A 19,304-nucleotide genomic window follows, 5' to 3' on the forward strand; every position below is an offset into this window, starting at 1 on the left:
GTCATTGGTCATTAGTCATTAGTTAATAGTTGCTACTTGTTACAAATGACAAATAACAAATGACAAATGACAAAAAAGTCAACTGAGGAGGAATCTCGCAATGGCAGTCCGCAGCATCGCGGAGGCGGCTCCCCCAACGCCGTGGTCAAGAAATTTAGCTGAACCAACAATAGACCCATCGGCCTTTTTGCATTCATTTTCCAACATCATTGGGGATGTAAAGATCGGAGCAAATGTCATAGTTGCGCCCGGTACGTCGATTAGAGCGGATGAAGGTACACCGTTTTACATTGGCGAAAACACCAATCTTCAAGATGGTGTTGTCGTCCACGGCTTGGAAAAGGGACGTGTAATTGGTGACGACCGACAAGAATACTCTGTATGGATTGGCAAGAATAACTGTATTACCCACATGGCTCTGATTCACGGGCCATGTTACGTAGGAGATGACTGTTTTATTGGTTTTCGTTCTACGGTGTTTAATGCCAGAGTAGGATCAGGTTGCATTGTGATGATGCACGCCTTAATCCAAGATGTAGAAATTCCCCCAGGTAAATATGTACCTTCAGGGGCAATAATTACTAACCAGCAGCAAGCGGATCGCCTGCCAGATGTGCAAGCTGATGACAAAGAATTTGCTCATCATGTAGTTGGGATTAACCAAGCATTAAGAGCAGGTTATTTGTGTGCTGCGGATAGTAAATGTATTAGGACTATTCGTGATGAATTAACTAATTCTTATACAAGTACAGGCATAGAAGTTGAAGTGTTTGAAAGGAGCGACGAGGTGTCTAGCAATAGCTTGGGTGCGGAAACAGTAGAGCAGGTACGTTATCTGTTACAGCAAGGATATCATATTGGTACAGAACACGTAGATCAAAGACGGTTCCGCACAGGTTCTTGGACTAGTTGCAAACCAATTGAAGCCAGAAGCTTAGGTGAAGCGATCGCAGCGTTGGAAACTTGTCTTAGAGACCATAGTGGTGAGTATGTTCGTCTATTTGGCATCGACCCCAAGGGCAAACGACGGGTGTTAGAAAACATCATCCAACGTCCCGACGGTGTTGTCCAAGCATCTAGCTCCTTCAAAGCTCCTGCTTATTCTAGCAGCAATGGTAGCTACAGCGGCAATGGCAACGGTAGCGGCTACAGCAATGGCAGCAACAGACTCAGTAGTGAAACCGTAGACCAAATCCGCCAACTATTGGCAGGTGGTTACAAAATTGGTACAGAACACGTCGATGAGCGCCGCTTCCGTACTGGTTCTTGGCAAACCTGCACGCCCATTGAATCAAAATCTGCTGGTGATGTGGTTGCTGCTTTAGAAGATTGTATGGATAACCATCAAGGCGAATACGTACGCTTGATCGGTATCGACCCCAAAGCCAAGCGTCGCATATTGGAAAGCATTATTCAACGTCCCAACGGCCCAGTTAGTACACCTAGTAGCAGTAGATCAGGGGAGACAACAACCTCTTTTAGTTCTGCAAGCACAACAGCAACAGCCAGCAGTAACAAATTAAGTTCCGAAACAGTGGAACAACTACAGCAACTTTTAGCTGGAGGCTTTAAAATTAGCGCTGAACACGTAGATCAAAGACGCTTCCGTACTGGTTCCTGGGCTAGCTGTGGACAAATTCAAGCTAATAGTATCAGGGAAGCGATCGCAGCCTTGGAAGGCTATATTAACGAATATGAAGGCGAATACGTGCGCTTGATCGGTATTGACCCCAAAGCCAAGCGCCGGGTACTAGAATTGATTGTTCAACGTCCGTAATTAGGGATATGAGGGGTATGAGGGGTATGAAAAGAAAAAGTTTTTCTCACTTCCCCCACTTCCCCCACTTCCCCCACTCACATCTATCCCGGTTTCCGAGGTTAAAAATTTCATGTCTGTGCCGCCACTGCGCCTGGGTAATAACTTTGATTCCTACATCAGTGGCGAGGTAATTATTCATCCGAGTGCTGTGATTGCACCAGGAGTGATACTGCAAGCGGCTCCAAGCAGTAAAATTATCATTGGTTCAGGGGTTTGTATTGGCATGGGGTCAATCCTCAAAGTTCATGAAGGAACCCTAGAAGTAGAAACTGGGGCAAACTTGGGAGCAGGTTTCCTAATGATTGGTAGTGGTAAAATTGGTGCAAATGCTTGCATCGGTTCAGCAACAACAGTGTTTAATTGTTCTGTGGAGCCTGGACAAGTAGTTGCACCCGGTTCAGTTTTGGGAGATAACAGTCGTCATTTGAGTAATTCTTTTGCAGTCACTGAGAAAATCCAACAGCCACAACTATCCGCTACCAATCCTGCTTCTAGACAAGAGGATAGGGACATACAAGAACAAAAGGATCTTTGGGACGAAGAGGACACGGTGACGCAAACACAGAGTGACACAGGGAATTTCTCTGCATCTTCTACTGGGCGCGTTACCCCTGCTTCCAAATCCACGCCTCCACATCCTAAGCCTTCTGCATCTTCCGCTATTCAAAACTCACAACTGGACAATCAGGTTACACAAGAGCCTACCACTGAAGAATCTCAAAATCACATCGGTACTCATATTTACGGACAGGGAAGCATTCAGCAATTGTTAATAACTTTATTTCCACATCGCCAATCCTTAAATAAACCCTCCTCTGACGAGAAGCCTGAGTAAATGTTATATGGAAGTATGAAGTGTGAAGTATGAACTATGAAGTAATAATTTTTTATCCTTCAGCCTACAACCTTCATCCTTTCTTTTGAACATCTTGGAGAATTCATATGGACGCATACAATGTCCAAACATCTCGTCGAGACATGCTCAGGGATAGTGCTTTGGGGTTAGTATCAACTATTAGCTTTCCAGCAATAGTCGGTACGGCAGATATGATGCTTAAATCTGCTGGAGTTCACCTAGTTGGATATGAAAAGATTGGTAGTGGTCATTGTACTGCTATTGTTCGAGGAGCGATCGCCGATGTCCGTCTAGCGGTAGAAGCCGGTGAGCAAACTGCTAAACAATTCGATCAGTTTGTTTCTAGCTTAGTAATTCCCAGACCATTCCCTAACCTAGAAGTTGTATTACCTATCAATAATCGCCTAAGTGCAATCACTGAGGACGGCACCTATAGTCGTTTAAGTAACCAAGCAGTTGGATTAGTAGAAACGCGGGGTTTTCCGGCAATGGTGGGCGCAGCTGATGCCATGCTCAAAGCTGCTGATGTCCAGCTAGCAGCCTATGAAAAAATTGGTTCTGGATTGTGTACAGCCATTATTCGTGGCTCTGTAGCAAATGTTGCAGTAGCAGTAGAAGCTGGGATGTACGAGGCAGAACGCATTGGAGAATTAAACGCTGTAATGGTAATTCCTCGACCACTGGACGAACTAGAACAAACCCTGCCAGTAGCAAGTTGCTGGTTAGAGGAGCGTCAACCTGTAAGATTGCCACTTAATATCAAAGAGCCAGTTATGGAGGCAGAATTACTAGAGTTGCCAGATTTATCTACATTACCTGTAAAAATACAGGAGGAATCATAAAAAATTTGACTAAGAAAAAAACGTTGTACACACCCAGCAGGATGAGGTTAGTACAACGCTGATTACTATCCCCAAAAAGCACCTTTAAGGTGTGCAACGTTGGCTGGAAGGCATCTTACGCTTTGCTTGTTGTTCTGATAATAACTTTTTAATTCTATAAGTTAAATACCTATCTAATAATAACAGGCATAGATTAATATCTATATTAATAACTCATAACTTGAAGTTGCCATTAGTAGAGGAGAATCACCCTTGAACCAAGCGACGTTGCACCAATTGAAGGTGTTTGAAGCGGCGGCGCGACACGGTAGCTTTACACGTGCCGCCGAAGAACTTTTTCTTACCCAACCTACTGTTTCCATGCAAATTAAGCAATTGACGAAATCAGTAGGTTTACCGTTATTTGAACAGGTAGGTAAGCGTCTGTATCTAACAGAAGCTGGACGCGAATTATACACTACGTGCCGACAAATTTTCGAGACCATAGCCCAATTTGAAATGAAGGTGGCAGATTTAAAAGGGCTAAAACAAGGGCAATTACGTTTAGCTGTAATTACCACAGCTAAGTATTTTATCCCACGTTTGTTGGGACCTTTTTGTCAACGTTATCCAGGAATTGAGATATCACTACAAGTGACAAATCATGAAGGTATTCTGGAACGGATGACTAGTAATATGGACGACTTGTATATTATGAGTCAAGTTCCAGATCATTTGGATGTAAGTTACCAACAGTTTTTGGAAAATCCTTTAGTAGTTTTAGCACCAATTAATCATCTTCTGGCAAAAGAAAAAAATATTCCCATTCAACGTCTTGCTGAAGAACCTTTTATCATGCGTGAACCTGGTTCTGGAACACGTCGCGCTGTGCAAAAGTTATTTGATCAGCATGAGGTGCATGTCAAAGTTAAATTAGAATTGGGAAGCAACGAAGCAATTAAACATGCCATTGCTGGTGGCTTGGGAATTTCCGTATTATCTCGCCATACCTTGTTACCAGATATAGGGGATTTAACTGTGTTAGATGTGGAATACTTTCCGATCAAACGTGACTGGTATATGGTTTATCCTTCAGGAAAACAACTATCCATAGTTGCTCGTACTTATTTTGAGTATCTACTAGATGCAGCCAAGGAAATTGTTGAACAAACTCTTGCTTCTGGTAGTCATTAACACAAAAAAAGCAGCAAAGTGAATTAAAGTCTGAAATTTTCCAATTTAGATTTTCACAGGAAAAATGAAAATTAAGTGAATCTACTATTGCTTGACGTTAGCTTTGCCTGACTTTAGCAATTCTTCAAAGGATTTTCAGCAAAAATAACCTGGTAAAAGTAGGTTTTGCTCTAAATAATTGAGATCTGGAGTATAACACTCTCCGTGATTTTTCGTGCGGTGAGTTGACAATGCATGAGCTACTGCATAAATCCTAACTGTCCCAATCCAGAAAATTTGGCCTACAGCCAGAGGTGTCAGTCTTGTGGCTCAAGATTGCTGTTGCGATCGCGCTATCGGGTAGTGAAAGCTTTAGGTCAAGGTGGTTTTGGAGCAACTTTTTTAGCCAATGATCAAGGTTTACCAGGCGAACCGAGTTGTGTGATCAAGCAATTACGTCCATCAGGAACCGCACCCCGCGTTTTACAAATGGCACGGGAATTGTTTGAAAGAGAAGCTGTAACTTTGGGCAAAATTGGCAATCACCCGCAAGTACCACGCTTGCTAGACTACTTTGAAGAGCGCGAACAATTCTATTTGGTTCAGGAATACATCAGTGGCTGCACTTTACAGCAAGAGGTTAAACACACAGGAGTTTTTACTGAAGCTGGAGTGAAGCAATTTTTGAGCGAAATCTTGCCGTTGCTTGAATACATACACCAATGTAAGGTCATACATCGTGATATCAAACCTGCTAATGTAATTCGCCGTGTTCAAGATAGCAGATTAGTTCTTATAGACTTTGGTGCTGTTAGCAATCAAGTCAGACAAGCTGTCATAAACCATTCAGAAGACACAGCATTAACTGCATATGCAATTGGAACTCCTGGTTTTGCGCCTCCAGAGCAAATGGCAATGCGTCCAGTCTACGCTAGTGACATCTACGCCTTAGGAATTACATGCATTTATTTACTAACTAGTAAATCTCCTAAAAATCTACAATATAACCCGACAACAGGTGAACTTCTTTGGGAAAATCACGTACAAGTGAGTGATCACCTAGCAGATGTATTGCGGAAAATGCTGGAAGTTTCTGTACGAAATCGCTACCAAACTGCCGCAGAAGTACTTAGAGGATTAGAACTAGAACCGTATCTGGAGAGTTTGTCAAAAAGTTTGGTTTCTCAACCAAATGATAGTCTAAAAGAACGAACTATTCACCGTTTAGAAGATTCTAGGATTTTTAACAGCAATCCTTCCAGTGTCTCTAATATGAGCTTGGGACAGGTTGCAGCAGCAATTCGAGCCAGACGGGCTAGGATGACAGAAGGTAGTGGTGCTACCCATACAAGGGGGACACGACAACGGATGCTGACGAGAAAATCAACCTCTTTGTCTACCAACAGTACTGGTTCTCAAGGTGAAAAGTCTCAGTCTATGCGCCAATTAGATAGCCAAAATTTAATCTCAGCTTATCTAAAAGGGAGACGAGATTTCGCCTTACACAATCTAAATCTCCTCAATTTGCAAGGCGCCAATTTATCAGAAACGAATTTCCATTCTTCTCAACTGCAAAGAGCCAACCTTCAAGGAGCTGATTTGCACAGCAGCGACTTTGGTAGAGCTAGTCTCAATCGAGCTAATCTCAGAGATAGTAATTTAACCAAAGCTTACCTCAATAATGCTGATCTAGAAGGAGCAGACTTACGAGGTGCAGACCTCAGCTATGCTTATCTGCAAAATGCTAACCTGCGGGGAGCTAATTTGTGTGGCGCTAATTTAACTGGTGCGAAAATTTCTGAAGAAGAACTAGCAGTAGCCAAAACAAATTGGATGACGGTACGCCCTAATGGTAAACGAGGATTGTTTTGACACTCCCACGGCTAAAAACCAGTGGGCTTTCTGCTCCTGACCCTGTAATCGACTTGGTGGTATTAGCCAGGATTGGCGCAGAGGGAAGACAAGGTAGAAAAAAAGAGTGGGTGTAGTTGAGCTTATATTTCCCACATACTTGTTGGAAGCTATTTAAATTTAATTATTTTAATAAAAATTACTTGAATTAGTTAATTTTATTATTGTTGTTAAGTGAATTCAATCAAATATAGATAAATTATAAATATTAAGTAATATTGCGGTTACTTTAAACAAAAGGGAAACTTTAATCTGGGAGAATGAAAGTTCATTAATGTTTGGCGTTGCTGAATTTGGTCATGAATTATGTTTGTTTAAGTAGAACAGCGTAAATAATTAAAGGTTTGTAGTGAGGACTTTAGTCCTCAAATAAGGACTAAAGTCCTTACTACGAACTAGATTCCAGTAATTTTACATTAATTCACATAGTTTGTTTTTTTCAAATCGTTCTACTTACATATTTGTCTTCGATACAAAATCCTTCAAATATAAGACTAATATTTGATTTTTGAAAAAAACTCAGTACACTTTTTGTTCCCTGTCTCAACGAGTAATTTCACAAATCAAACCGGATTACTATAGATATTTATTAGCACTAGAAAGGCTAAGTTATGATGACTGAGTTATCAGAAAATGAATTAAAAAAGCGACTGAGTTTATATCAAGTGTTTCTCAAGTTATATGAACATCATAGTAGCTTTTTAGATGAAATTCTTCAATTAGATAATTTACCTCAGTCGCCGTTGACGGGGGTACAAGGGTGTTATCTACAAGGTATTGTTGATGGTTCTGCTATTTATGTGATTACCAATTTATGTGAGGGGAAAACGCAAAGATTATTACAGTCACAGCAGATCTGGACTATAGGTCGCGATCGCACTTGTGGAATTCATGTTTGTGATCAGCGTGTATCTCGTCGCCATGCAGCTATTCAGTATATTAAAGATACTGACCACTCAGGATTTTACTTGGTTGACTTTAGTAGCACCAATGGTACTTTTGTCAATGGTGAACCTGTTTATCGTCCGATAAAACTACAAGATGGCGATCATCTTCGCCTAGGTAGCATGACTTTTTATTTTTACACGAATTCTACACCATCCCAAGTCCTACCTAAAGTAGCTGTCGAGTTGTTGATGCAACTGGTTACACACAAAAAGGGTGATGAAGGATCAATTAATAGCAATCCTTTTGGTAAAAAAACTTCTTTGAATGATAAGTTTGACCAGACCCTAGAAGCTTTCAGAGAGTTGACAATACTCAATGTTGAAGAAATTGCAGCATTGCTAACTCAAAAACAGCGGTCTGAAATTTTAGATAATTTCTTCTGTAAACAAATACCAATTAATACTATTATCTAACGGGGGACAAAAACAGCTACAGCTTTGGGAACTACACGGAAATGAGCGGGGGTATAGGTGGTGATTTCGCCATCAGTGTTGATAGGACGAGGTTTGCGAGTATACACCTCGATTTCCTGAGCTTGAACAGAGCGAACATTCCGAGCATTTATATGTCGTCCTTGGCGCATTCTCGGCAGTAAGGGAATAATCTCCCACCAGTGCTTAATCTCTAGACTGTACAAGTCCAATCTTTGGTCGTCGATCATAGCATCGGGGGCTACTGTCATACCACCCCCATAGTACCGACCATTAGCGATCGCAATCTGCACAGTTTTGACTTTAATTGATTGATCAGACAGACGAATTTCTGCACTAAAGGGCCGAGATTCCCAAATAACTTTCAACGCTGTAAAAGCATAAGCGAAGATTCCCCAACGACGCTTTGCTTCTTTGGTTAGTCGTTGGGTAATTTTCACACTCAATCCTAAGCTAGCAACATTGAAAAAATATTTGCCGTTGACTTCTCCCAAGTCAATGCGTCGTGATTCACCTTTCGCAATCACTTTGCTAGCTTCCGCTAAAGAATTGGGAATTTTTAAAGTCCTTGCGAGATCGTTAGCAGTTCCTAAAGGTAAAATTCCCAGAGGTAAATTAGTTTCAACTAAAGTATCTACCGCAGCATTGAGAGTACCATCACCACCACCAACAATTACCAAATCTACTTGATGTTGATATCTCTGGATGATCTCTGAGAAGTCCTGAGGATTTTCTGCGGATGCTGCAATCAACTCAAATCCTTGTTCTACAAGACTACTCATCACTTCTGACAAACGCTTTTGTCCTTGGCGGGATTGACGATTTACTAACAGCAGTGCGCGCCGATTCATAAGTAGTAATTTTTATATATTATACGTAAAAATATTCATATGCTGCCTACACTCTCTTGAAAATTACTCTCAAACTGTGCAGGTATTTTTATGAATTATACTCATTATTCCGTTTTTATACGCTTCTTATATAGGTTGCCTTGTTACATTTTCGGATTAGTTTCATTTACCTTAATTTTACTAGCTATCAGTGCATTTGTACCTAGAAAATGGCAGTATTCTTCACAAAGTAATTGTGACATCCAAATTTGTGTTTCTAACACAGGTATTCATTCTAATATTATAGTACCAACAAAAAATAATATTTTTGATTGGCACAAGTTTTTTTCGCTCAGTAAAATCGGTATAGATACTACTCCAGATTATAATTACTTAAGTTTTGGCTGGGGAGACAAAGATTTTTATATGTTAACTCCTTCTTTGTCTGATTTAAAATTTTCTACTACTTTTAACGCACTCTTCATGCCTACCTCTTCTGTTATGTATGTCAAGGGTTATCAAGTAATACCAACTGATTTAGAAGTTAAATGTATCCAACTCAGCAAAAATGATTATTCACGATTAATAGAGTATATTCAAAGTAGTTTTCAAATAGATACAAAAGGGAAAACAATCCGTTTAGGTGATGGTCACACTGTCAATGCAGGTTTTTATGCAGCAGTTGGCAGTTACTCAATTTTGAGAAATTGTAATTCTTGGACAGCATCTGGTTTAAGAAGAGCTAATATTAACACTCCTCTTTGGGATGGGCTTTCAAGTGCAATTATCTTCCACCTCAAAAATAGCTGTGATGTTAAATAAAAAGGCAAAAGGAAGAAGTGTTATGTTAAATTTTCTTCTTATCTTTTACCTTTAATTTGAGGCTAACCTTGATTGTGTTGGCAAAGTGGTGGAAAACCACTTACTCATAATTGTAATAATAAATGCATAAAAGATGTATAACAATTTATCTATGTGAATGATTGCATTTAAAAGATAGTTAGATAAGCCGTAACTGAGCGATCGCACAACTGGATCAAATGCTGACTTGAATGCAGAGATAAAAGTCTGATTTTTCCTACATCTTGACACCAATTTTCAACTTGGTATCACAACTAAATTTTCTAAACCTTCCTCCATCAGTTATACAACTTAATTAGAAAGTACCCCCATTAGTTAGAGGAATCAGAAACCTTAAACTCCTAGAATAAGACGGGAACATCTAAAACAATTAGGAAGTAAAGACCGTAAATTTACGATCTCTACACATAGCGAAATCATGCCGAAAAATTCTTAACCTAACCGTATTCAATGTGGTATCGCAGACTTGAATATAAAGTTAGTTCCCCATTTTAGGCTACGGCAACAGCGAAGCCGTATATTTGTTTTCGGTCAGGAGGGGAGTGAAAAAAACTATGGTATTCAAAGACCGAACTACAGCAGGACAATTGTTAGCTGCACAATTAGCAGCCTATGCGACTCGAAAAGATGTAATTGTATTAGCATTACCACGTGGTGGTGTACCTGTTGCTTTTGAAGTTGCTCACAGAATCACTGCTCCACTGGACGTTTTTATTGTCCGCAAACTGGGTGTACCTGGACATGAAGAGTTGGCGATGGGAGCAATTGCTTCTGGTGGATTGCGAGTACTTAATAATGCAGTAATCCAAATGTTTGATCTGTCTGAAGATGTAATTGACCAGGTTGCAGCCAAAGAACAGCGCGAACTGGAAAGACGGGATCATCTTTATCGAGATGACCGCCCTTTTCCTACTCTGGGTGAACAGACTGTGATTTTAGTCGATGATGGTCTAGCTACGGGTACAACAATGCGGGCTGCGGTAATAGCATTGCAGCAACAGCAACCCGCTCGTCTTATAGTTGCTGTACCAGTTTCATCACCTGAAGCTTATCAGGAAATCCAGACATTGGTGGATGAAATTGTGTGTCTAGAAACACCCGACCCCTTTTATAGTGTTGGTCTTTGGTATCAAGACTTCCCGCAAACAAGCGATGCAGAAGTTCGCGATTTACTCAAACGGGCTAGTGATAACAATCAACAGTCGATGGTCAATAGTTCCTAGCCCCTCCTATGGGCGACAGGAGAGTATCAAAATTAGACATCAGTTGGTTTGTTAAACAACTCCAATATTTGCCTACAAAACTGCTTTAGTTTTTCACATACTTCTTCGGAAGGCTGGGTTTCACCAACAAAATTCCAATTTTCTACCGTTGACATTCGCCACTGTTCACCTTGGTGGCTAAATCCTGCTGCTTCCACACCAATTGCCCGACGTACACTACTTAGAGGATCTTGATAAAAACGGATTTGAATTAAGATACTGCGGCTACGCCATGATTTGCTGACTCCAGGAAAGTGAAAGCCAATATCTATGGAATCTGGATCAATTAACTCTCTGGTTTCTGGATCATTTGTCCACGGCTTAAGATCAGACCTAGCATCGGGAAACTGATATTTAAATAAATTAACAACTGTCGCAATCTTGCTGGCGAATTCTAAGTTAGTTCCCATTTCTGCTGCATTCACGTAAACACCCACCTCCACGTTGTGTTTATTAATGGACGATGCGACGAAATCAAAACCGCCAGAAGGCTCTTGGAATTTAAATTTCAGCCTATCAATATCTTTATATTTTTGGCAAATTTCAAATTACACTTTCGTGACAATGTTTATATGGTTTATATGGATTTTAGTTTGAGTTAGCATAGTTTTTTAAGTAATTATACTCAACATATTAAGATAAAAAAATAATTTCAGCAAAATCCTTTGTCAATCAGAACAAGATGTTACGCGCTCCGATCTAAAATGACACTGTTAATCGGTAATACATAAGCTTAGTTTATGGCGCGTCAACGCTCACTCTTGTCACTAGTCCTGGTTCTTTTAGCAACATTTCTGATCAGCTGTGGTGGTCCAACTGTAGCCACAGCACCTCCAACTTATACGCCCACACAGATTGAGAAAATTCAGGGATACCTGCCTAAAATCGAAACTGTGCGCGATCGCTCTGATGAACTCAAAGGGCTGATCCAAAATAACAATTGGGTAAATGTTGGTAATTTTATCCACGGCCCGATGGCAGAAGCAAGGCTAAACATGACTTACATCATTCCAAACCTTTTGCCTGAAGATCAACCAAAAGCACGTCAAGTAGCTAGAGATTTATTTAATCATCTGGTTCAAATTGATCAAGCTACTGAATCTGCTAATTCCTTAAAAGCTTTGAGTAACACCAAGGCTGCATTTGTAGATGTTGACAAATTCCTTGATTTGCTTCCAGAAGCAAGCACATCAGCAGAAGCTGGTTAGTGTTTAAGATGGGGAAAGGGGAAAGGGGAAAGGGGACATATCAATTCAAAATTCAAAATTCAAAATTCAAAATTCAAAATTAAGAACTTTTTGACTTTTGACTTGTTTAGCCTTATCCCCAATCCCTGATCCCCTTTCCCCGATCCCTTCTTAAAAATCATGAATGTAGTTATTATTGGTTGTGGTGCAGTTGGAGCTGCGATCGCCTATGAACTGAGTCTAGTCAAGCAGTTGAAGATCACAGTAATAGACAAACAACCACCCGCTCAAGCTTCCACAGGGGCAGCTTTGGGTGTTTTAATGGGTATCATCAGCCACAAAATCAAAGGAAAAGCTTGGCGGATGCGTCAGACTAGCATCCAACGCTACGAAAGCCTGATTCCAGAATTAGAAGAACTGACAAATCACAAGATTGCTTTTAACCGCCAAGGAATTCTCATGCTGTTGACGAGAAGTACAGATTCTGGTGTCGCAGATGAGGAAATCTCACAATGGCAAAAACTAACTGAAATTCGCCACACTCAAGGTTATCAGCTAGAAATTTGGGAGCCGGCTAAATTACAAAATATCTGTCCACAGGTAGAAGATAAAAATATTATTGGTGCTGTCTATTCTCCTCAAGATCGCCAACTAGACCCCACATCTCTAACATTAGCTTTAGTTGCAGCTGCTCAAAACAATGGTGTTACCTTTAAATTTGGTGTGAATGTTTTAGGCATAACTCCACCATCTCAGCAAGGGGATATTTGTCAACAAGTGGAGACAACACAAGGGAATTTTACAGCAGATTGGTTTGTAGTTGCTGCTGGACTTGGTTCATCACCATTATCAGCACAGTTAAACCAGATGGTTGACATCCGTCCTGTATTAGGGCAAGCTTTGCAACTCAGATTAGAACATTCTTTGGGTAATCCTGATTTTCAGCCAGTAATTACTGGTAATGATGTGCATATTGTTCCTGTTGGTGATGGAGATTACTGGATAGGCGCAACAGTTGAGTTCCCCACAAACGGTAGTAATGAGATACCACCCAACACAGAATTGCTTGAATCTATCAAACAACAAGCGATCGCCTTCTGTCCAGATTTAGCAAAAGCCACTACTATCCGTACTTGGTCTGGTTTACGTCCTCGCCCCGAAGGACGACCCGCTCCGATTATAGAAAAACTATCAGGCTTTAGTAACGTCTTGCTTGCTACTGGACATTATCGCAACGGTATCTTACTTGCACCCGCAACAGCTGACGCGATTCGTGAGATGATTATTGCTAATTAGAAAAACATAGGTTTGTAGTAAGGACTTTAGTCCTTGAATATTCAAGCGCTAAAGCGCTCACTACAAACCTATTTTTATTTACGCCCTTGCATTTTTAATAAAAATGTCTTTAACAGAACATAAAATTACCGTAGATTCACGAGAATGGTTTTACAGATTAGCCGAACCAATTGGTAGAACTGATTTATTACCTGTTGTATTGCTACATGGTTTAGTTTCCCAAAGCTATAGTTGGCGTAATATTTTACCCGTATTAGCACAACAAGGAACAAAAGCGATCGCACCAGATTGGATTGGTTTTGGCTTTTCTGCTAAACCGGAAAAAAGAGATTTTGCTTACACTCCCGATGCATTTATTACAGCCTTAGAAGGATTTATTCAAGCTTTAGAATTAGAACGTTTTTCTTTAATTGTCCAAGGTTTTTTAGGTTCTGTGGGGCTGCAATATGCTTTGCGTCATCCAGAACAAATAGCTAATATTGCTATACTCAATACACCAATTTCTAGCACTGCCAAATTACCTTGGAAAATTCAACAAATGGGTCTACCTTTTGCAGGCGACATGATGACTCAAGACCCCCTGTTAGTAGATAGAACTTTGGAAGGTGGTAGTCGTTATATTATTCCTGACAAAGATTTAGATGTTTACCGCAAACCATTCTTAAAAACATCTGCTGCTGGACGCGCGCTTCTCTCAACAATTCGCAATTTGCAACTTGCAAAAGCCATGTCTGAAATCGAAACTGGTTTTAAAGATTGGCAACAACCAATATTAATTCAATGGGGAGCTATTGATCCTTGGTTGAATGTTGATATGGCAGAAAACTTTGCTAAATCTGTACCTAATGGAGAATTAGTAAAATTAAATAATGTTGGGCATTATCCACAAGAGCATTACCACGAAACTATCTTAGAAGATTTGTTACCTTTCGTGCGTCGTGCTGAAGAAAAGCAGTAGATACCAAGGGAGCATCCGAAATGTTCAAAAAACCTGCGATTGAAATCGCAGTCTCATAGCTCAAGTCTGCTTAAACAGACTGTTTGACTTATACCATTTCACAAAAAATCTGATACAAATACAGACCCTGTACCAGACGCGATATATTGCGTTTGGTACAAAATTTATGTGTATCGTGATTAACGTGAAAAGACACAAATTGTCAATTCCATTTTCCAAAATCCATAGACGCGCTCATAGGCTTCTTGTAGAGTAATCCAAAATCTAAAATGGTATTAGCTATCTTGCTGATTTATTTGCTCAAGTTCATCTAATGCTTTTTGAATAGCTTGACGACAAAATTCTCTTGCATCGTCAACTTGATTCAATCTCTGTTTCATTGTTTTTGTAATCCGTAATGTCCATTGTTCAGTTAATGGTTCTTCTCTGTCAGTTACAAATTTCTTGAGATTTTCAGGAGTTCCTTTAGGATTAGGCATTTTTGTAAAGGTTTTAAATTAGGCTTGATTCACTCAGGTTCATTTAATTTAACATTAATTAAGGTGGTTGTACTTTTTTGAAATTTTTTTAGGAAACAACACAAAGGCACAAGATGTTGTTGATGAGTTTAATAAAAGGTGGCAAAACAACGAGGGGTGTTCTAAAAGTTAAGTTACCACTTCCGCAGATATCATATCAATAGTTTCTTGACAAAGTACTAATAGCGACTATTATGTTCCCGGACGAGAGCGAATATGATCGGGTATATGATGGCGATCGCCTAATATTTCTAACAAAGGGCCATGAACGTCAAATTTAACCATACTTACCGACGCGACCAAAATATTCACCCGATAGCGATAGCGTCCCAAATCAATTCCCAGTAAACTGCAAAGCATAATCCGAATCGTGGCTTTATGGGAAACTACTAAAACATTACCTTGGGGATGTTTTTCTTGAATTTCAGCAATTACAGGCATAGAACGGTTAGCAATATCTACCGCAGTTTCTCCACCTAGTGGTGCATTCCAAGCGGGTTCTGTTAACCATTTTACATAGTTTTCTGCGTAATTCTCTTGGGCAAACGATTTACTCTTAGTTTCCCAACAGCCGTAACTACCTTCTCTAAGTCCGTCACGCAACTGCATATCCATACCGATAGCATCACAAAATGGCTTGGCAGTTGCAATTGTGCGCTTCATCGGGCTAACATAAACCCCTGACCACTTCAATTTTTGATAAACATCAGCAAAACTCTTTGCCATTTGTATCCCTTCTGTTGTCAATTCCGCATCAGTTTCACCGCAGAAATTACCACTTTGACTAAAAGTAGTTTCTCCATGTCGCAGTAAATATAAATTGAGTGTCATAGCTTGTATCGCGATTGGGATAAAGGAGTTTGTGCCTAAATAAAATACCATCAATCTCGAAATCTTTTATGTGACACCAGGACAAAGTCATCAATCAAAAAAGTCAATCAACCACAAACTTTTGAAATTGGCGTTCCGGTTCCGAAGGTAGGGTAATACCAATTTGAAAAAAGAATGCGACAGATGAATTCTGTAGAGACGCGATTTATCGCGTCTCATATTCTGAAGGTGTCGCAAACATTTTGTCTAGTAGTTCACCATATTGATTTTGACAAGTTGGTCAGATCCCCGACTTTTTTAAAAAGTCGGGGATCTAACCGAAGTACTAGTACATGTTAAACAACCGCCGCTTCTACAACTGCACCCTGCATTTTCTCAAATGCATCAACTAGGGTTTGCAATTGTTGATCTGCTTTGAACACTCCCAAACCGCGTACTGTGACTTTCCCTGAAGAATAAACAAAGCGAGATTTGAGACTTTCGCTTAAGTTCTGTGCTAATAGGTTCCAAGCAGGTTCTTCCATTGGTGTTTCTAAAACAACGTGTTGTTTTGCTTCTGGTTTAATCCGGCTAAAGCCTAACTTTTTCGCTAATTGTTTCAATTCCATGACTCTTAATAGTTGATTTGCAGGTTTGGGAATTGTTCCGTAGCGATCGCTCCATTCGGCAGCAATTTGTGTTAATTCTTCTTTAGATTTAGCAGCAGCCACTGCACGATAAGCGCTCATCTTTTGATCAATATCGGGAATATAATCAGCAGGAATAAAGGCTGTGAGGTTGAGATCGATTTGAGTATCTTCAACTTTGGGTATTTCTTGTCCTCGGATTTCTCGTATCGCTTCTTCTAACATTTCCATGTATAAATCGAAGCCGATCGCTTCCATTTGTCCAGATTGTTCTGCACCCAATAAGTTACCAACACCGCGAATTTCCATATCCCGCATAGCTAATTGATACCCGGAACCCAACTGTGTAAATTCTTGGATGGCTCGTAATCGCTGGCGAGCAGCATCAGATAATGTACGTTGTTTCGGGTAAAATAACCAAGCGTGAGCTTGAATTCCGGCCCGTCCTACCCGTCCCCGCAATTGATACAACTGTGCCAAACCAAAACGATGGGCATCTTCAATTAAAATTGTGTTGACGCGGGGAATATCCAAACCAGATTCAATAATCGTTGTACAAACCAAAATATCTGCTTCTCCATTGCTGAAGGAAAGCATGATCGATTCTAATTCGCTGGCTTCCATTTGTCCGTGAGCGATCGCAATTCTCGCTCCTGGAATCATTTCCCGCAACCCATCTGTTGTTTCTTCGATACCTTCAATCCGGGGTACAACATAAAACACCTGTCCACCTCTGTCGAGTTCTTGACGAATCGCACTACGAACTGTTTCGGGGTTTATGGGTGCGAGGTGAGTTTTAATTGGACGGCGCGATGGTGGAGGTGTAGCAATTAAACTCATTTCCCGGATACCTGATAAAGACATATACAAGGTGCGGGGAATGGGGGTGGCTGAGAGAGTCAACACATCAACCAGAGTTTTCAAGGTTTTAATTTTTTCTTTCTGATTCACCCCAAACCGTTGTTCTTCATCTACCACCAACATACCCAAATCTTTGAAGTGTACATCTTTACCTAATAATTGGTGTGTACCTACGACTACATCTAATTCACCGCTTGCTAGGCGTTTTTGAATATCGCGTCGTTCTTGGGCAGTACGGAAGCGGTTAAGTAAACCAATGTTAATTGGGTAAGGGGCAAAGCGTTCTTTGAGAGTGTGATAATGTTGCTGCGTTAGGATAGTAGTAGGCGCAAGGAGTGCAACTTGTTTTCCGGCGGTGACTGCTTTAAAAATAGCACGGATAGCCACCTCAGTTTTACCGAAACCAACATCGCCACATACTAAGCGATCCATCGGGCGATCGCTTTCCATGTCCCGTTTCACATCTTGTACAGCTTTTAGCTGGTCGGTTGTGGGTTGGTAGGGGAACGAATCTTCTAGTTCCTGCTGCCAAGGCATATCTACCGGATAGGCAAAACCTTTTTGTTGCGATCGCGCTGCATATAATTTTAGTAGATCTACCGCCAATTTCTTGATGGCTTTGCGGACTTTGTTCTTGGTGTTTTCCCAAGCCTTACCAGTCATTTTATTTAGTTCTGGTGGCTTGTCGCTGGTGGTGCGAAGACGTGACAAAGCATTCACTTGATCGGCTGCTACCCGCAGCAAACCATCTGCATATTGCACGACTAAATAATCACGAGTTTCGTAGTTAACTGTGAGACTTTCTAGCTTGAGGAATTTACCGACACCGTGGTTTCTGTGAACTACATAATCACCGGGACGTAGTTTGTTGGGGTCTACTTGTTTAGAAGCAGCTTTACGACGTTTGCGGACATAACCGAAAGTTGCAAGAGTGTGCTGTCCGTAAAATTCTCGGTCAGTAACAACTACAGTCCGAAAAGTCGGCAGGATAAAACCTTCTAATTCTGCCAAACCGGAATATTTGAAAGCAACGGGTACGTGATTAATTTGTGACTTGTCAATCGCCTGGTAATCGCGGGGATTAGGGATAAACTGCGCCGGACAATCGTGTTCTTGCAACAGTGAAACAGAACGGCTAGGTTGTGCCGAAATTAACCAAACCGAGAAATTGCGATCGCGTTCTTGTCTGAGTGTTTCGGCAATTTTGGCATAAGCGTGTGGTGTCGTTGCTAATCCGCGACTAGCAAGGTTTATACCTTGATTTTCTTCGGCAATTTCTGATAGATATACCTTGTTAAAGGCTTGGGAAGCAGCTAAACAATCATCAAACCAACAATGAATTTTCGGTAAAGCAATCAAAGCTGCTTCAAAAGCGCGATCGCGTAGCGTCTCCCTTTTGGGAGAATCATCTTCGTCTTCATATGCTCCCTGGCTGCCTAAAAGTAGCCATTGTTCCTCAGCATTTTCCACCCAGCGATCGCTATGAGCATGACACTGTTCTGGCTCATCAATGGCAACAAGTGTATTTGTGGGTAAATAATCTAACAAAGAAGCTGGTTGTGTAAAAGCCAAACCTAAAAACCGACGGCTACCTTCTAAAGATGTCCCGGCTTCAAACTGTTCTTTTTCAACTGCGGAAAGATAAGTTTTGACATTTTCTAGCCTTTCTCCACTCAAAGCAGCCATCACCACAGGCGCAAAGCTAGTCGGAGTCAGAATTAATTGGTCAATTTTATCTAAAGCCGAACGTTGAGTTGTCGGGTCAAATTCTCGAATTTGCTCAATTTCATCACCAAACCATTCCAAGCGGACTGGTAATTCCGAAGACACAGGAAACACGTCAACAATATCACCCCGCCGACTCCACTGTCCTTCTGTTTCCACCAAAGCAACCCGTTCGTACCCCAGAGTAGCTAGTTTTTCACTAAAACTATTTAAATCCAACTCCATCCCTTGTTTGAGAGTGAGACACAAAGGAGCAAAGGCGTCTGGTGGCGGTAGGTGGGGTTGTAAAGCAGCGTGGGTGGCGACGATTGCGAACTTGGGAGAGGAAGACAGGGGGGACAGGGGGAACAAGGAGGACAAGGGGGACAAGGAGGACAAGGGGGACAAGGG

General features: G+C 40.9%; 16 protein-coding genes. 11 read left to right on the plus strand and 5 right to left on the minus strand.

Translation table 11 applies throughout. The annotated features are described in order from the left end of the window. Nucleotides 1–100: 100 nt before the first annotated feature. The 6 genes from ccmM (at nt 101) to B4U84_RS04215 (ending at nt 7,941) form a co-directional block, all read left to right on the plus strand. Nucleotides 101–1,777, plus strand: coding sequence for a beta-carboxysome scaffolding protein CcmM (ccmM, locus tag B4U84_RS04190; protein ID WP_131115718.1), 1,677 nt, complete (start codon nt 101–103; stop codon nt 1,775–1,777). Between the two features lie 112 nt (nt 1,778–1,889). Further along, on the plus strand, nt 1,890–2,654 hold the full coding sequence (gene ccmN / locus B4U84_RS04195; RefSeq protein WP_017309624.1) for a beta-carboxysome scaffolding protein CcmN: 765 nt from the start codon (nt 1,890–1,892) through the stop codon (nt 2,652–2,654). A gap of 107 nt (nt 2,655–2,761) precedes the next feature. Continuing rightward, nucleotides 2,762–3,517 carry a beta-carboxysome assembly protein CcmO gene (gene ccmO, locus B4U84_RS04200; RefSeq protein WP_017309623.1) on the plus strand — a complete coding sequence of 252 codons (756 nt, stop codon included), beginning with the start codon at nt 2,762–2,764 and terminating at the stop codon, nt 3,515–3,517. 252 nt (nt 3,518–3,769) lie between these two features. Continuing rightward, complete coding sequence (locus tag B4U84_RS04205) at nt 3,770–4,690, plus strand: LysR family transcriptional regulator (protein ID WP_131115721.1); 921 nt, start codon at nt 3,770–3,772, stop codon at nt 4,688–4,690. Between the two features lie 234 nt (nt 4,691–4,924). Next, nucleotides 4,925–6,541: a serine/threonine-protein kinase gene (locus tag B4U84_RS04210; protein WP_026081796.1), complete on the plus strand. Its 1,617-nt coding sequence runs from the start codon at nt 4,925–4,927 to the stop codon at nt 6,539–6,541. A gap of 650 nt (nt 6,542–7,191) precedes the next feature. After that, nucleotides 7,192–7,941 (plus strand): FHA domain-containing protein, encoded by a 750-nt coding sequence (locus tag B4U84_RS04215; RefSeq protein ID WP_131115722.1) that lies wholly within the window; start codon nt 7,192–7,194, stop codon nt 7,939–7,941. Here the strand turns inward: B4U84_RS04215 and B4U84_RS04220 are convergent. Beyond that, nucleotides 7,938–8,810, minus strand: a complete 873-nt coding sequence (locus tag B4U84_RS04220; protein WP_017309619.1) for a lipid kinase — start codon at nt 8,808–8,810, stop codon at nt 7,938–7,940. The two genes, B4U84_RS04215 and B4U84_RS04220, sit on opposite strands and share 4 nt — an antisense overlap. Before the next feature lie 90 nt (nt 8,811–8,900). On the opposite strand from B4U84_RS04220, the gene B4U84_RS04225 reads away from it, so the two are divergent. Beyond that, nucleotides 8,901–9,611 carry a TIGR02117 family protein gene (locus B4U84_RS04225; protein WP_131115724.1) on the plus strand — a complete coding sequence of 237 codons (711 nt, stop codon included), beginning with the start codon at nt 8,901–8,903 and terminating at the stop codon, nt 9,609–9,611. A gap of 593 nt (nt 9,612–10,204) precedes the next feature. Then, nucleotides 10,205–10,873 (plus strand): phosphoribosyltransferase, encoded by a 669-nt coding sequence (locus tag B4U84_RS04230; RefSeq protein WP_044451849.1) that lies wholly within the window; start codon nt 10,205–10,207, stop codon nt 10,871–10,873. A gap of 32 nt (nt 10,874–10,905) precedes the next feature. On the opposite strand, the gene B4U84_RS04235 is transcribed toward B4U84_RS04230, so the two are convergent. Continuing rightward, nucleotides 10,906–11,337, minus strand: coding sequence for a Tery_1686 family protein (locus B4U84_RS04235; protein WP_131115726.1), 432 nt, complete (start codon nt 11,335–11,337; stop codon nt 10,906–10,908). Nucleotides 11,338–11,652: 315 nt separating this feature from the next. Here B4U84_RS04235 and psbQ point away from each other — a divergent pair, with 315 nt between their 5' ends. The 3 genes from psbQ (at nt 11,653) to B4U84_RS04250 (ending at nt 14,353) form a co-directional block, all read left to right on the plus strand. Continuing rightward, the gene (gene psbQ, locus B4U84_RS04240; protein WP_017309615.1) at nt 11,653–12,120 is read left to right on the plus strand and encodes a photosystem II protein PsbQ; all 468 of its coding nucleotides are present in this window, start codon (nt 11,653–11,655) and stop codon (nt 12,118–12,120) included. Nucleotides 12,121–12,279: 159 nt separating this feature from the next. Then, complete coding sequence (locus B4U84_RS04245; protein WP_017309613.1) at nt 12,280–13,395, plus strand: NAD(P)/FAD-dependent oxidoreductase; 1,116 nt, start codon at nt 12,280–12,282, stop codon at nt 13,393–13,395. Nucleotides 13,396–13,498: 103 nt separating this feature from the next. Continuing rightward, nucleotides 13,499–14,353: an alpha/beta fold hydrolase gene (locus B4U84_RS04250; protein WP_017309612.1), complete on the plus strand. Its 855-nt coding sequence runs from the start codon at nt 13,499–13,501 to the stop codon at nt 14,351–14,353. Between the two features lie 275 nt (nt 14,354–14,628). Here B4U84_RS04250 and B4U84_RS04255 read toward each other — a convergent pair whose 3' ends face one another. The 3 genes from B4U84_RS04255 to mfd all read right to left on the minus strand — a co-directional run. Continuing rightward, on the minus strand, nt 14,629–14,832 hold the full coding sequence (locus B4U84_RS04255; protein WP_017309611.1) for a hypothetical protein: 204 nt from the start codon (nt 14,830–14,832) through the stop codon (nt 14,629–14,631). A gap of 231 nt (nt 14,833–15,063) precedes the next feature. Beyond that, the gene (locus B4U84_RS04260; protein WP_044451847.1) at nt 15,064–15,702 is read right to left on the minus strand and encodes a histidine phosphatase family protein; all 639 of its coding nucleotides are present in this window, start codon (nt 15,700–15,702) and stop codon (nt 15,064–15,066) included. Between the two features lie 335 nt (nt 15,703–16,037). Continuing rightward, on the minus strand, nt 16,038–19,304 hold a 3,267-nt coding region (mfd, locus tag B4U84_RS04265), incomplete at its 5' end, for a transcription-repair coupling factor (RefSeq protein ID WP_278248289.1).

Source organism: Westiellopsis prolifica IICB1, assembly GCF_004323185.1.
In the GTDB taxonomy this organism is placed as follows: Bacteria; Cyanobacteriota; Cyanobacteriia; order Cyanobacteriales; family Nostocaceae; genus Pelatocladus; species Pelatocladus prolificus_A.